This is a genomic window from Bacillus atrophaeus (genome assembly GCF_039519175.1).
Lineage (GTDB): Bacteria > Bacillota > Bacilli > Bacillales > Bacillaceae > Bacillus > Bacillus atrophaeus.
In genome coordinates this window covers 1,458,000-1,471,404 of record NZ_CP154443.1, presented here as the reverse complement: position 1 = coordinate 1,471,404, position 13,405 = coordinate 1,458,000, and the positions used below count along the sequence as shown (strand labels likewise).

Genomic DNA, 13,405 nt, shown 5'->3' with positions numbered 1-13,405 from the left:
CTATTCTGTTTTTGAATATAAAAAAGCCGCGGGTTAGCCAGCAGCTTTATCTGTTTTATTTGTTGTCTGTTCATTGTCATTTTCAATTACGTGCAGCCGGTCTGTAATGGCCGCCGGTATTTTCACCCCGATTTGTGCAAGGTTCTCGGTAATTGACAAGCCTTCATTAGCAATATAAAAAAGAACGGTTCCGAAAGTCAGGACGCCGTTCAGGTTCGTAATCGTATCAACTATATTTGCCACAATGACTACAAGAAAGCTGAGCATCTTGCGAACGTAACCGAACCAAGCGCTCCGGCTACGTAGCTTCTTGAATTTCCATGCCTTGATCACTCCTGTGATTACATCAATGATGCTAAGGATTAACAACAAATCAAGGTATTTCACACCTCCAAATAAATATATTCTCGCTAAATCTAAAGTTTCAAAGTTTATAAGCACTCTCGTTCCCTCCATTTTTTGATCACCTCCTTCGAGGCATAGTAAAAGGGACAGCCGCAAATTATGAGACGGCTGTCCCTTTTACTGAAAAGTTTCCATTCGTTACAGATGTGAGTTCCATAATGATTTCTTTAAATCCTGTAATATCAAAAGTCCAAGTCTCTGACTTACCGACTGTGCTCGTTGCCATGGTGCCATCATCAATCTTCTGGCCGCGGATTGGTCGTTTTGTCCCTGAAAGAGATTTACCCCAAAATTTTAATTCGCTTGTTTCAGCTGTACCATACACTTCGATAAGCAGTGTTTTAAAGGCTCCGACTGTCAGTGTATTTCCTTCACCCTTCGTCTCCACTTTGTCATGAAAAACGATATCCGCTGTTTTAGCCTGAACATTTTCAAAATCAGACGGATTAATTGAGACCCCCTGAGTTTCTACCTTTAATCGGCCGTCTTTCGATACGTTACTTGAATTAAATTGAAGCGGGAGCGGTTTATCAGATGTGATTGAGACTGAGTCTCTAATTTTCAAATCCTCCTGCCCAGCTCCGAGAGATTGATACAGCAAAAACTCAGACTGCTGCAGATTTCCATTCGCATATCTGAAACGATAGTATCTCTGTGATAAATAAATCCAATCAGTTTCAGAAAGAGTATTGGCTTTCACTTCTAATGATGTGATGGTGGACCATGAGACGTTATCGTTACTTTGCTCAACGAATAAGGTTCCCTCACGATCTGAATAAGCATAGCCTTTCACTTTAGAGATTAAGATCGATCCCAATCTATCCTGGCCGTATTGGCTATAAGAATCTGTTGCCTTTAATGTTGCATTGGTCAGAAGTTCTGCTGTGCCTGAAATATCAGCAACCGGCTCAACAAAGTCACTTTTCCCTTCTCTAAATGGTTTTACTGCGCCCGGCTTTCCCGCGGCATCCGTTGGAAATGTAAATCCTAAAGATAACATGATTGTCCTCCTTCATAATAATTTAGATTTGTAACGACCACTCTTCTCCTCTCACCGCATGCCCTCACCCCCTTTCAGGCAAAATAAAAAAAGCCTAAAGGGCTTTACCTGTAATCTCTTTATACTGTTGCGGAGTAACGAGCTCTCTTTCAACCCCCTGCTGCAAGTCTTCTTCAGAGCAGTCTTCATAATAAATTGCTTTTTTCACCATCTCTGTGGTGGCCCATTTATAATAAAGCGCCCATACCCAATAATTCATTTTGATTCATCCCCCTTTTTCCATGACATAATAGCAAGCTTCATTTCTGACAGCTGCCGTCCAAGTGTCTGGTTTAATTCTTCAAGCTGCTTACGGGCCAGTTTTTCTTCCGAGAGCTCCTGTGCCAGTAATTGAATTTGGTCGGGCGGCTCAAATGGCGGTGTCTGCTTTAGTTCGTCCCACCAAGCTTGTAAATCCGCTTCGGTCGGGATAGGCGCCCGCATATTCCACTGTGCAATATAAGAGGGCGTGCCATCGCCATTATTCTGTATGATAAAATCAGTAGTCGGATCTGCATTTGGATATTTATAAAGAATCGCTTCACCTAAATTCATTCTTTACCTCCTTACACTCTTGGATAGTTTAGTCCTCCGATTTCCTGGATATCAAAATAGTTGTAAACCTCATTTTTATCAGTAATGCCTCTCTTAACAGTTTCGTCTCCGCCATAATTACAGTAGCAGAAGATTTCCAAGTAATCCCCTTTGTTCATCGGTATAGTTGCTGTCCCATTTAAGCCCAGATTCATTTCTTTGCCATTGTCGAAGTACCCTCTATAGTGATCAAGTGTTTTATACTCTTTTCCATTCAGATACACCTTTAAATGAAAGTTGATGTACATAGCATAGTTGATCATATAAAGCCCGACACCAACTAAGTACACGCCGTCATTCGGCGCCACAAATCGATTATTTTTAGTGTCAAAAGCATTGTGACTGTCTTTTATTTTTCGGTTAAAAGCAATCTTGGTGTGATCAATCTGCTTTAAATATTGAACATCCGATACACCAATATTTGCATGTACGAAACCCGAGATTTTCTCCCATTTTGTCCAACCGGAGCTATCCCACCAATGACGAACCCAAATTCCGGTCATGTGATTTTTCCCGTTGGTTGAATCAGCATTACCATAGAAATACTGAGCAAAACGCCATTTGTTTAAGTTTTCGTTTTTAACGAATCCATAACTGAGGGGATAACCTGTAGTGTTCGCTTCATAAATCCCCATAAAGGTTATTCCTTCAGGATATTCAGTGCCTGGCGTTCTTGCATCGACGATGGCTCTTTCATCTCCATCACGTATGCAAATTAACTTCTCGTTTGTGATGTTATAATCCACATACTTCATAGCTTCATCCAATGCTTGATTAGCCTTTTGTCGAGCCCCATCAGGCGTCTCTTTACCGTCCCAATTTTCCCGCTCTGCTTTGCTGATATGACGCTCATTATCTTCGACATGATTATCAAAATCTTTTTTCGCAGCCTGCTGTATATTGTCCACATTTCCGAGCCCGACTTGTCCCTTTGACGTTTTATGTGGGTTGTTCATGTCGATTTTATGGGCTGCCAGATCCGCATGAGCGTCTTTTATGCCTTTTTCCCAGCGGTTGACGTCATCTTCGTTAATCGGATCGTCCGGAAGCCAATCTGTTTTTTCTTCGTAAGCCATCGTTACACCACCTCAAAGGTAAATCTAAAATCCAGAGTTCTGTTGTCACTGACGTCTAAATCAGTGACCCGTTCAGTAATCACATTTCCTGTATCATCAATGACCTGCACGGTTTCGATATGCTTGATATCTTCTTCACGATGCGTGAGAACCGTAACCACCGCGCCACTGATCGACAGCTCCACAATTTCAGTCTCTTTTCCATTCAACAGCACTTTACTGATTCTGCTTTTTAAATCAGCAGCAGTTCTTTTCCTATAAGCTTTTGAGATCAAGTCAAGATCACCTCATTATTATCAAGTGTTACGGAATATCCCACCTTCAGCTCACTTACTCTGCGGTATCTCCGATGATTTAGGATGATTGTATCCTTTATCTGCAGATGTTCATTAAAAGCCGGTCTGAGAGTGTAGGCCAGATGTGCCGGCTTCATGTTTTCTAACGTTTCAATAAGCTCAGTCATGTGCTGCAGATCATCTATATTGATATCAACATTGAAACGATATTCACCAGGTATCAGCCGAACAAAGGCAGACGGGTTTTTAAGGAACCTATTAAGTGCCCGCTCAATGGCCCGATAAGTTGCCGGTGGAATATTGGACATTTTGGAGATCAGGCGCAGCCGGCGGATTTCATCCGTATCGCCGGACTCTCTCGGTACGTTCAATATTTTTTCCCACCGTTCAAGCCCCCAGGTTGCCGTAGTAACAAACAGCTGATCTGTCAGATCAAAGATGCCATTATTTTGCTTCTCAAATTCTGGCGCTTCCGCCTGAAGGAGTTCGGCCATTTCTTTCAACTTGGTTAGGAACGGCGGCAGGTAAGCCGTCATTTCATCGAGTTTGCTCAACGATCGTCACCTGCCTAAGCTTAGGGATTTCAATATCATCCAGAACCAAGTTTTCAGACAGACCATTGATTTTTATATCTGAATAGTCGCTGACGGATGGTGAATTATATACGATGTTATTGATCTGGGAGAGCCGGATCACATTGTCTTCAAAAGCCATCTTCTTGAAAAGATTTAAGACCCCCGCTTCTATCTCAGCCTTAACTTGATCAATTGAACTATTAATCTCAGCAAGCACAGAAGCGGAAATCTCAATCTCTTTCCATTCTGCACTTTCTACTGTCACAAATGCTCCGATCGGCGCCTGTCCTTCTCCTTGTCCGGGTTCGGGGTCGATATAATCTTTGACCTTTGCTATCAAAATATCTGAGGCAGGTTCCAGCTTTGCGTCTGTAACTATAATTTTGACCGTGCCGTCCCCTCTCCAAAGCGGAAAGACCTTTGCTTTCCCCACTCCGTCTACTTCTTCAGCCCACTGTTTATAATGCTCTTTATTGGCACTGACTGCTTCTCGGCGCACGCGGATAAAATAGCGTTCTCTTAAATTGTCGTCATCTTCTTCTTCACGACCAGGAATCAGAATTTCTTTCACTATGGCTTTTTGAAGTCCTGGTATCGTATCAAGTGATAAAAGATTTTGGCCGGAAATATTCGCATTGCCAGCTTCACCGGCAGTCTCACATTCTAGTGTTCCATCAGCTGTATATTGAAAATAGAGATTATCAACAAAGAAGCGGGATCCCACGGGGATTTTTACACCGGCTGTAAATTCTCCCGCTCGCACAGCTTTCGTAGCAGCTGTTCTTTCTATACCGGCCTCAGCCGCTCGTCGGTCTAAAAATTCACCTTGTGCGGTATCAGAGAAAACGAGTTCCAGCACTGTATCCAGCCATATATACGATTTTGCAAGTTCAGCGGCAGCAGGCGCTAATGCGCTATAAATAACGCTGGCTTCTCTCGTATCAATATCTGCGGAGACACGGGCCAGCATACGGTCCATAATCTCTTCAAACGTTTGATCCTCAAACATCCTTTCCAAGCACCTCCTCGATCTCCAGCGTGCCTTCATCTGTCTCTACAATAAAAGAAACTAAAAACCTATCACCTGATTTTTCAATTTCAAACTCAGTAACAGAAGAAATTCGATCATCATAAATTAGAGCTTCTTCGACCAGCCGCGGAATCTCCATTTTTTTATATGCGTCTGTTGTTTCGTTGTCAGAAAGAACCTCCTGAAGCTCATTTCCGATATCGTGACTGAAAACGGAATAGGAATAGCGTTCTGTATGAAGAGCCATGTAAACAAATTGCTTAACTGCCTCAAGTCCTGTAATCAGCTCGTTGGTAATTCGCCCGTTTTCAAAGTCGATTCTATATGTTCGCGATGTCTCTATAACCTCGCTGTCATCTTCAATATCATCAAATTCTATTTCTGGTGAAAGGGCCAATCCAAGCACCCCCTATATTTTGTCGAGAATAAAAAATGATTGTCCGCCTTTTAAGGAGACAACCATCACACTCTCACCTGTATTCAGTTCATCCTCTTCACCGGCGCGCAGCCGTTTAGGAACAATAATTAAATCAGAAGGTATAACCAATTTGTCATTTTCATTGAGCTTAATTTCAATAGGAGAAACAGAAACCACTTCAGCCGGCAGCATATCCAACGGCGACTCAGAACCAACGGCGCCGACAGCCAAATGTTTGATTGCTTCACTTAACCTCATGAAGAAACACCATCCGGAATAGAGTTTTTCTCAACCACATCGATTGTCATCGTGTGGGAGCTGCCTTTAAATTCGTGTTTGTCTGAATCAATCCAATATGTTTTTTTGACCCCAACTTCCGGAATAGAGATATAAACAGGCAAGCCGCTCTGTAAATCAGGAATACCAATGGCCTGAATACTTTTCAATTCTTTTTTAACACCTTTTTTCTGCGCTTGCCGTACATTGGCGCGCTGCTGAAGCTGCGCCTGGTTGATGTTATCTGAAACCGTTTCAACATACTGCAGCACCCCATATTTACTTATTCCTGAACTATCACTGGCTGTAGCCGTATACGTCTTATTGTCTTTCTGCCGGCGAAGTTTAACGCGGGTTGCAGTGTCTTCGATAGAAGTGCTGTATTGGTATCCTGTGATATTCACTCCTGTTTCCAGCACCCATATTTCTGTCGGGTCCGGCCAAGCCCTAAGGCCCAACTTTCCTTTAGCAGAGTACAATTGAAAATTATGGCCAGTTTGGCTTTTTGTCTGTTTCAATGCCTTTAGTATGATGTCATAAAGACTCGTATCATCTTTGAAGACAAGCGACTTTATGGTGTAACCTGTATTGGCAATAGTTGTAGTCGGAATCTGAAAATCTCGAGCAAGGCGTCTGACGATCTGGTCAGCTCGCTGATTAGAAAACACATATACATCCTTATTCTTCACCAGATATTGCAGTTGGTCATAAGCGGTGAATGTCAATCCATGTTCTTCTGGGTTTCGAGAAAACACGATACCGCGAAAAAGCTCTTTCCCTTTCCACTTAAATAAAACCGTATCCCCTTCCGACACACTGTAATATGAATGATTGTCTTGTTTCGTAACAATCTTGGCTGTAATTGTTCGCGGTGCCTGGTATCGTTGCCCTTCAAGGGAAACACTTTCTGTCACCAGCTCAAGCCATTCCGTTTCTTTAATGACAAATAACTCTATCATTGGTCATCACCTGCTTTTATTGCGGTATCTTTAATTTTTGTCCGGGAAAAATCCAGTGCCCCGGCTGCCGGATATTTCGTCTGCTGCGTTTAATCATGGCCGTTTTATTGGCATTCCAAATCTTACGCCATTTGGTACTGTTACCGTAGAATTTCCCGGCAAGGTCCCACAATGTATCTCCTTTTTTGACTGTATAGGTTTTAGGAGCAGACTTGGACGGCCGTTTTTTCTTCGTCTTTTTCTTTTGCTTGATCTTCCGCGGTGAGGCGGTTTTATATTCTTTTAGCTTGATTTCAAAATCTCGATCCCCAATGTCTTTCTGGCCCTCGTTATGAGAAAAGCCTTCAATGCTGCAGGTGAAATTTATTTTTGTACCAGTGATTAAAAATTGAACCGGCTTTTTTGATTTCACCCACTTCTCTATTTTGGCGATTGCATTTTCAGGAGACGGAAAGCCTTTATATTCGGCAAGCGGACTATATCTCTTTGGAAAAAAAGAAGAGAACGAAATTTCTTTCGCTCCCGGATTATCAATAAAAGTGATCTCCCCAAAACTGGCCACTTTAACCGATTCATTTTGAATAGTATTAGATATATCAATTTGTTCAGGAAGAACGGGAAGCCGAAGCTTGTCCTTCCCCTGTGAAATCCAAAATTCATAGACGGATTTAGTCATAAGCCACGACTCCTTTCGTTCCGATGTTGATGTCCTGTTCTAATTCGTTAATTAGCGCCTGCTTGATTTTTGCAATCAAGCTTTCCGTGTCCTGATCATTGTGAAAATGTTGATCTCCATTAAATTGAATGACAACCTCTTTACCGCCGGAAACAGCTACCGGCGTCCGTGTGCTTCCCGAAGTGGCAGCATTCAACTGTCCAGAAGACAGTTCAGCTTGACCAGTTTGTGCGGGATCAGATACTTCCATACCTAGTGCATTAGCAGCCTGTCCCAATAAATAACGGCCACGTATGCCACGCTCTTCCGGAATGATCCATTCACGTTTATTTCCTTCCCCGACACGAGCAATTTGTTCTTTTGTGATCAGGCCACCGTTAGCATAACCAACATACGGACCGCCATGTCTCAAGCTTTTAATGCCAGGCACATTGTCAATTGAGCCGTATCTGCTCTTAATATATCCGATCGCTGCAGCTGCATTGTGAATTGGGTTTCGAATGTTACCCATGCCCGGTGCTTTATGAGCATTAAATGTGGTCGGGACTGTCTGCATGAGTCCTTGTGATGGATTTCCCGCCTTCGCGTTGCTATCCCACAGGTTAATAGAGTTCGGGTTGCCCCCTGATTCATGCTGAGCAATCGTCATTAATCCCGGTAGCCAGCTCAATGGTGTCTTTGTGGCCATCATTGCTGTCATAAGCCACTGTTTCACATTTCCCCCTACAGCGCCCATTCCGGAATAAGCAGCTGCCAGTGAACCGGCTTGCTTCTCAGCGTATTTTTTCACATCGACAGAATCCAGACCTTTTATAACACCAACAGAGGCGAAACGCCCCAAGCTCATCATGACACGAGAAGGTGAATGGATATCTAACTCTTCACGAAAAGCTTTCTCGACTTTTTTTGCTAGTTCCTTGGCAGCCTCATGGACCTCACTGCCCTTTGAAGTCATGCCTGAAACAAAATTCCCCATCATTCCTGTTCCCCAGCCGTTTGATGATTCTTTAGATCGCAAAAATGGCTTATTCACATGAGTATTTACGTATTGATCAGTACCGGTCTGGGAACTATTTTGTCCGGAAGCAAACCCTTTGATTGTACCGCTTCCCCATGAAGTGGATTTATTCACAGTGTTCTGGAATGGTGTTTTGACTTTCGTCTGCAGGAAGCCATCTGTTCCGGTTGCCGTACTGTTCTGACCGTTAGCATAACCATTGACCACTTGTTTTCCGTAATTCGGAGAGTAGGAGACCAAATTTTTCATAGGCTGGCCAACGTTTTTCTGTTTCCAAGCATCCATTGAAACGACATTATCGCCAATACCTTGATCAAAACCTTGCGTGAACTGTTGACCGAAAGAAGTAGCCTGTTCATTAAGGCTCGAAGTATCAACGGTAGGAGATACCGTAGCGGAAACTGTTGCTCCGCCGGCTAATGGTGAAACAGCAGTTTCTCCACCTGCAGATGAAGCAGAAGCCATGTCGTCAACAACGCTCATTCCAAGTTTTGAAGCTGCCTGAGAAAGAAGCATTTTACCGCGACCCTTGTTGTTATCAACAGGGATCACAAACTCTTTACCTGCTTCACCAATCCAAGAAATAGTTGGTTTCGTAATATAGCCGCCCGTCGCATTCTTTTCAAGAACGCTTTTTTGTTTAGGGAAAATACTTGTTGGCCCTGATGACTGCGACTGAACAAGACCAGCAATTCCTCCGCCACCGCTAGTATTTTTACCAGATGAAGACTTACCGGATTTCTTTGTTGTTAATCCAGTAGCTTCCTCACCTCTCCCTATGATATTGCCTATGATCTCTCCTCCAGCGTCAGCTAATCCTTTCAGCTTAATGACCCACCAGAAGGTATCTTCAAACTTCTTCTTAATTCCGTCAGCTATCTTTTCAAGGGGATCTCCTACATTTTCACTAAACCATTCAGAAATACCATTCCAGGCATCTTTAACAGCTTTTTTCGCTGACTCAAATTTTTCCGAAATGGATTTTTTGGCATCTTCCACTTTTGAGACAATTGGATTCCAAACATTTTCACTGAACCAAACTGAAACAGCACTCCATTTGTCAGATATCCACGTCCATGCTTCGTTAAGCTTCGTCCAAATCCAATTTGCGGCTGTCGTGACCGCATCACTCACCGGCGTCCACACGTTATCCATAAACCATGTTGAGACAGTGGACCATAAGCCAGAAATAAATGTCCACGCTTCGTTAAGCTTCGTCCAAATCCAATTTGCGGCTGTCGTGACTGCATCACTCACCGGTGTCCACACGTTATCCATGAACCAAGTTGAGACAGTGGACCATAAGCCAGAAATAAATGTCCACGCTTCGTTAAGCTTCGTCCAAATCCAGTTTGCCGCTGTCGTGACCGCATCACTCACCGGCGTCCACACGTTATCCATGAACCAAGTTGAGACAGTGGACCATACATCCGAAATCCATTTCCAAGCGTCATTTATTTTTTTCCAAATCCAATCTGCGGCGTCAGTGACACCGTCAACTAATGGATCCCAAACATTATCCATGAACCAGGTTGAAACAATCTTCCAGAGAGCCTTGATACCATCCCAGGCAAATAAAAAGGCACCTACTACTAAATTAATGATCGGGACTGCTGTGTTATAAATAGGTGTCCACACGTTATCCACAAACCAGGATGACACGTCATTCCAGGTATCCGTCAGCCATTTCTTAGCATCCTCGAATTTTTTGGTGATCTTATCAATCTTATCTCCGGCCCAATCACTATAAGGATTCCAGACATTATCCATAAACCAATCCGAGAAATCAGACCAAGTATCGCTGATCCAATCAACGGCTTTTTCTGCACCGTCAACAATTCCATCCCATGCTTTAGAAGCGCCACCATCATCAAACCATTTGCCAATAGATGATCCTAAATCAGAACCCCCGATACCGCCTGCGATACTACCGACAACTCCGCCGACAGCAGTTCCAACAACAGGAACGACAGAGCCTATTGCCGCGCCGGTTGCACCACCTGCGGCCGCTCCTGCCATATTGCCTCCAAAAGAGCCGAGCTTTTCGCCGGCATTATCTTTATTCATACCGATAAGCCCCGTAGCAGCTAAAGCTGTACCAAGTAAAGGGATCCCTTTTGCAAACTTGCCAACACCTGAAAGCGGCTTGAGTATTTTCCCCATTTTAGATGAAGCCTGTCCAGCAGAGCGAAGTTCAGTTCTTGTCGTTGAAACTCCTGCCCGACCTGCAGCAGAGCCCGACCCTGTACGTCCACTTTGCCTTCCTAAACGATCAGCAGGCACGCTGATTGTCCCGCGAGCGGGATTTCTTCGGGCGGGGCCTCCTTGCCGGCCAGATGCCCGGTCTTCCCCACCAAAACCTCCAGCACAGCAGCAGCCGGTTAAACTTCCACTCCGTGCTATACTTGTTGGACTTCTTCTTCCAGACCTCCCGTTTCTTCTGCCACTTCTCGTGTTAGGATCTGCAGAAGCGGAAGGCGATCGGGAAGGAATCAGGCTTTTTATGACTCGGGCAGCATCGCCACCGGCTGTGCCTATTCCTTTCAGGAGCGGGCGGAGAATCTTCAGATAAGCTATTAAACCGATCAGAGGCGGGACCACAACCTTAAACGCTGTTTTCAGTTCATCCCAGTGATTCACCGTAAATTCGATAGCCTTATTCAATTTGTCACCGATGGCTTCTCCAAGATCAGTAATGTCCGCCTTGATTTCTTTCAGCTTTTCCTTGCCTTCTTTGCTATTCAGGAAGTCACTAATCTTATCAAAAGCAGGGCCAAGGCCGGTTAACAATGAAGTTCCCATATCCTTAGATATACTTTCAAAATCCCTCAACGCATCATTTACAGGCGTCATCGGATTGTTATTCCGGAGTTGAGTAAAGCTGCGGTTTAGCTCGCCAGTTGTTTTTGCACTTGTGCCGATCCCTTCAGCCATATCAAGAATAGGCTGCTTTAAATCCTCGTACTGTGTCCCGATCAGCTCAGTTGCTATAGCAGCACGCTTGGTCTTATCTTTGACCTTGGATAGCGCATCAGCCACTTTAAAAAGACTTTCCTGTCCACTGATTGAGCCATCTTTAAAGCCTTTGAACATTTTTTGCGTTTCTTTACCGCCAAATAATTGTTCGAATGCCGCGACTTGGTTATCCGACATCTCCGTACGGCGGATGTTGAACTCACGCATACTGTCAGCGAGGTTGTCAAAGTTCCGTGCGCCGCCCTTGGTCCCTTTTATCATGGCGTTAGCAATTTGACCGCCTGTGAGCTTCATGTCTTTGAAAGTGGAACTGTATTCATTCATTGTGTCCAGCAAATCGTCGGCCTGGTCGCCAGCATTACGGTAGATGTAGGCGATGGTGTCCCCGCTCTCTTTCCCGGTCATTTTCAAGTTGTTATACATAGCACTGAATGCCCGGTCTACTTCAGCTTGGTCAGCATTCATCAGTTGAGCGACTTTACTTGATGACTCAGTGAGTTCTGCGAGAGCTCGGTCGGATGCCCCCGTCAATTGCGAGAGCCCCTTTAATGCTGAGCTGACTTCCTCCCGTGATCCGCCCACTTTGTTTTTATAGAAAATGTCGTCAGTCATCCGCGCTGCGTCTTTTTTACTCACGTTTGAAGTTGCTGAGACATAGGCATCTTGGGCCATCGCATTTTTTCCCGAATTCATAATAGCGCCGCCAGATAATCCACCCGCTGCCGCTAACGTAATCGTGACAGTCTTTAAACCATCCAATCTCTTTTCAATAGCATCGAGAGCAGCGGAAGCTTTGTCTTTAATAGATACAGTAGGCGTCGCCTCAGATCCATCTAAATCGGAAACGCGATGCCGAAGGGAATTTAAATCCCCGGATGCGCGGTCTCTGACGGAGACAGTCGGCGCTGCGTCTGATCGATCTAAATCAGACAGACTTCCCCTGATTAAACGCAGGCGGGGGGTCGCCCGGTCTTCCACCGATACCCTGACCTCATGTTCTCCTTCTGTGATGTCCTCAGTCTGCCGCCTTATGCGGGTTAACCCTCCTGAAGCCTGATCATCGAGACGGACATCAAGAGAGCGGGGACGCCGCGTCAATTGGCTGGCTGATCGGTCTATTCTGCGCATGGTTCGCTGCGTCCGGTCATCAGCTTCAAAAATAAGAGGGCCATTAGCGGCCCTCTGGAGTCTTTCAGCATTTCCTTGTATTTTACGGAGTTTTTTTGTCATCTTATCGTGAAGATCAAATGTGGCTGTTAGTTTAGCCATGGTTATTTTCCTCCTTCCTCTGCTCCTTTTTCTAACAGCTCAATAATTATTGCCCTGCTTTTTTCGCTTCTTTTTCAAGCACGTCAAGTTTATAAGCAATGGCACCATACAAAAGCGCCTTGTATTCACGAGGCGCTTCATATAGCTCTCTTAATTCAGACGGAGAGTATTTCAGCTCGTGCATAGCGTAATAGAAATACACAGCCTCTTTATCCCCGCCTCGTATTAGTTTTTTGCTTCTTCTTCAAGGTCCTCCAGATCATCTTCGAAACCGTTGATCTCGATAGCCTTATTCAGCCAGTTAGCATATTCCCCGCCGACTGCAAGTACACGTTTTGCGACTTCGACAGGGTCTGCTGTTTTATATGCTTCTCGCAGCTCCTTGGAACGGAAATCCGGATAGATGGTTGATTCAACAGCAATACGAGCATAAAAGCGTTGGCTGTCCAAATCTTTTACGCGACCGCGGCCTTTTACATTTTTGTATGTTGTATTCTCTTTCTCTAGCTCGTCAATACGCTCTGTCGTGATTGCTTTGAATACGAATGGAATCACGTTCCCTGCTTTATCTTTAAACCGTTTTGAAATCGGTACTTTTACCTCTTCCGCTTCAATTGTTTGTCCTGGCATAAAGAATGAAAGATCGTATACTTTTTCGTTTTGTTTTTCGCTCATGTTAATTAGCTCCTTTTTTGTTTTGATTGTCTTCAGGCAATAAAAAAACACTCTCGGTTTTTGAGAGTGTTATGGTACAATATGGTTTAGTATAAATGAATTGGCTTTCAACACCTCAAGGGC

At 44.2% G+C, this 13,405-nt stretch carries 15 protein-coding genes; all 15 read right to left on the bottom strand.

The genetic code is table 11. From position 1 onward, the window contains the following. Nucleotides 1-33: 33 nt before the first annotated feature. On the bottom strand, nucleotides 34-456 hold the full coding sequence (locus AAHT65_RS07740) for a phage holin family protein (RefSeq protein WP_239815348.1): 423 nt from the start codon (nucleotides 454-456) through the stop codon (nucleotides 34-36). 46 nt (nucleotides 457-502) lie between these two features. Continuing rightward, a complete protein-coding gene (xepA, locus tag AAHT65_RS07735; protein ID WP_343311273.1) occupies nucleotides 503-1,405 on the bottom strand; it encodes a phage-like element PBSX protein XepA in 903 nt (300 codons plus the stop codon). Nucleotides 1,406-1,499: 94 nt separating this feature from the next. Continuing rightward, a complete protein-coding gene (locus tag AAHT65_RS07730) occupies nucleotides 1,500-1,664 on the bottom strand; it encodes an XkdX family protein (RefSeq protein ID WP_268370190.1) in 165 nt (54 codons plus the stop codon). Further along, nucleotides 1,661-1,999: an XkdW family protein gene (locus AAHT65_RS07725; RefSeq protein ID WP_268370192.1), complete on the bottom strand. Its 339-nt coding sequence runs from the start codon at nucleotides 1,997-1,999 to the stop codon at nucleotides 1,661-1,663. Before AAHT65_RS07725 ends, AAHT65_RS07730 begins: the two co-directional genes overlap by 4 nt. 11 nt (nucleotides 2,000-2,010) lie before the next feature. Further along, nucleotides 2,011-3,114: a hypothetical protein gene (locus tag AAHT65_RS07720; RefSeq protein ID WP_343311272.1), complete on the bottom strand. Its 1,104-nt coding sequence runs from the start codon at nucleotides 3,112-3,114 to the stop codon at nucleotides 2,011-2,013. Nucleotides 3,115-3,116: 2 nt separating this feature from the next. Further along, nucleotides 3,117-3,389, bottom strand: a complete 273-nt coding sequence (locus AAHT65_RS07715) for a hypothetical protein (RefSeq protein ID WP_106360931.1) — start codon at nucleotides 3,387-3,389, stop codon at nucleotides 3,117-3,119. Then, nucleotides 3,386-3,964, bottom strand: coding sequence for a putative phage tail protein (locus AAHT65_RS07710; protein ID WP_343311271.1), 579 nt, complete (start codon nucleotides 3,962-3,964; stop codon nucleotides 3,386-3,388). The genes AAHT65_RS07715 and AAHT65_RS07710 overlap by 4 nt, the downstream gene beginning before the upstream one ends. Next, nucleotides 3,948-4,994 carry a baseplate J/gp47 family protein gene (locus AAHT65_RS07705; RefSeq protein WP_343311270.1) on the bottom strand — a complete coding sequence of 349 codons (1,047 nt, stop codon included), beginning with the start codon at nucleotides 4,992-4,994 and terminating at the stop codon, nucleotides 3,948-3,950. Before AAHT65_RS07705 ends, AAHT65_RS07710 begins: the two co-directional genes overlap by 17 nt. Continuing rightward, the gene (locus AAHT65_RS07700) at nucleotides 4,987-5,412 is read right to left on the bottom strand and encodes a DUF2634 domain-containing protein (RefSeq protein WP_277714241.1); all 426 of its coding nucleotides are present in this window, start codon (nucleotides 5,410-5,412) and stop codon (nucleotides 4,987-4,989) included. Before AAHT65_RS07700 ends, AAHT65_RS07705 begins: the two co-directional genes overlap by 8 nt. A 12-nt stretch (nucleotides 5,413-5,424) precedes the next feature. Beyond that, complete coding sequence (locus AAHT65_RS07695; protein ID WP_214917676.1) at nucleotides 5,425-5,691, bottom strand: DUF2577 family protein; 267 nt, start codon at nucleotides 5,689-5,691, stop codon at nucleotides 5,425-5,427. Beyond that, nucleotides 5,688-6,668, bottom strand: a complete 981-nt coding sequence (locus tag AAHT65_RS07690; RefSeq protein ID WP_268370206.1) for an XkdQ/YqbQ family protein — start codon at nucleotides 6,666-6,668, stop codon at nucleotides 5,688-5,690. Before AAHT65_RS07690 ends, AAHT65_RS07695 begins: the two co-directional genes overlap by 4 nt. A 16-nt stretch (nucleotides 6,669-6,684) precedes the next feature. Then, nucleotides 6,685-7,344 carry a LysM peptidoglycan-binding domain-containing protein gene (locus AAHT65_RS07685; RefSeq protein ID WP_268518304.1) on the bottom strand — a complete coding sequence of 220 codons (660 nt, stop codon included), beginning with the start codon at nucleotides 7,342-7,344 and terminating at the stop codon, nucleotides 6,685-6,687. Further along, a complete protein-coding gene (locus tag AAHT65_RS07680; RefSeq protein ID WP_343311269.1) occupies nucleotides 7,337-12,607 on the bottom strand; it encodes a phage tail tape measure protein in 5,271 nt (1,756 codons plus the stop codon). Before AAHT65_RS07680 ends, AAHT65_RS07685 begins: the two co-directional genes overlap by 8 nt. A 46-nt stretch (nucleotides 12,608-12,653) precedes the next feature. Further along, on the bottom strand, nucleotides 12,654-12,809 hold the full coding sequence (locus AAHT65_RS07675; RefSeq protein ID WP_181279864.1) for a hypothetical protein: 156 nt from the start codon (nucleotides 12,807-12,809) through the stop codon (nucleotides 12,654-12,656). Between the two features lie 23 nt (nucleotides 12,810-12,832). After that, a complete protein-coding gene (locus AAHT65_RS07670; RefSeq protein ID WP_106360938.1) occupies nucleotides 12,833-13,282 on the bottom strand; it encodes a phage tail assembly chaperone in 450 nt (149 codons plus the stop codon). Nucleotides 13,283-13,405 lie beyond the last annotated feature (123 nt).

Bases quoted from the DNA above. Each gene is read 5' to 3' on its own strand.
- AAHT65_RS07740 (WP_239815348.1), bottom strand. From the start codon at position 456: ATGGAGGGAACGAGAGTGCTTATAAACTTTGAAACTTTAGATTTAGCG.
- xepA (WP_343311273.1), bottom strand. From the start codon at position 1,405: ATGTTATCTTTAGGATTTACATTTCCAACGGATGCCGCGGGAAAGCCG.
- AAHT65_RS07730 (WP_268370190.1), bottom strand. From the start codon at position 1,664: ATGAATTATTGGGTATGGGCGCTTTATTATAAATGGGCCACCACAGAG.
- AAHT65_RS07725 (WP_268370192.1), bottom strand. From the start codon at position 1,999: ATGAATTTAGGTGAAGCGATTCTTTATAAATATCCAAATGCAGATCCG.
- AAHT65_RS07720 (WP_343311272.1), bottom strand. From the start codon at position 3,114: ATGGCTTACGAAGAAAAAACAGATTGGCTTCCGGACGATCCGATTAAC.
- AAHT65_RS07705 (WP_343311270.1), bottom strand. From the start codon at position 4,994: ATGTTTGAGGATCAAACGTTTGAAGAGATTATGGACCGTATGCTGGCC.
- AAHT65_RS07695 (WP_214917676.1), bottom strand. From the start codon at position 5,691: ATGAGGTTAAGTGAAGCAATCAAACATTTGGCTGTCGGCGCCGTTGGT.
- AAHT65_RS07690 (WP_268370206.1), bottom strand. From the start codon at position 6,668: ATGATAGAGTTATTTGTCATTAAAGAAACGGAATGGCTTGAGCTGGTG.
- AAHT65_RS07685 (WP_268518304.1), bottom strand. From the start codon at position 7,344: ATGACTAAATCCGTCTATGAATTTTGGATTTCACAGGGGAAGGACAAG.
- AAHT65_RS07680 (WP_343311269.1), bottom strand. From the start codon at position 12,607: ATGGCTAAACTAACAGCCACATTTGATCTTCACGATAAGATGACAAAA.
- AAHT65_RS07670 (WP_106360938.1), bottom strand. From the start codon at position 13,282: ATGAGCGAAAAACAAAACGAAAAAGTATACGATCTTTCATTCTTTATG.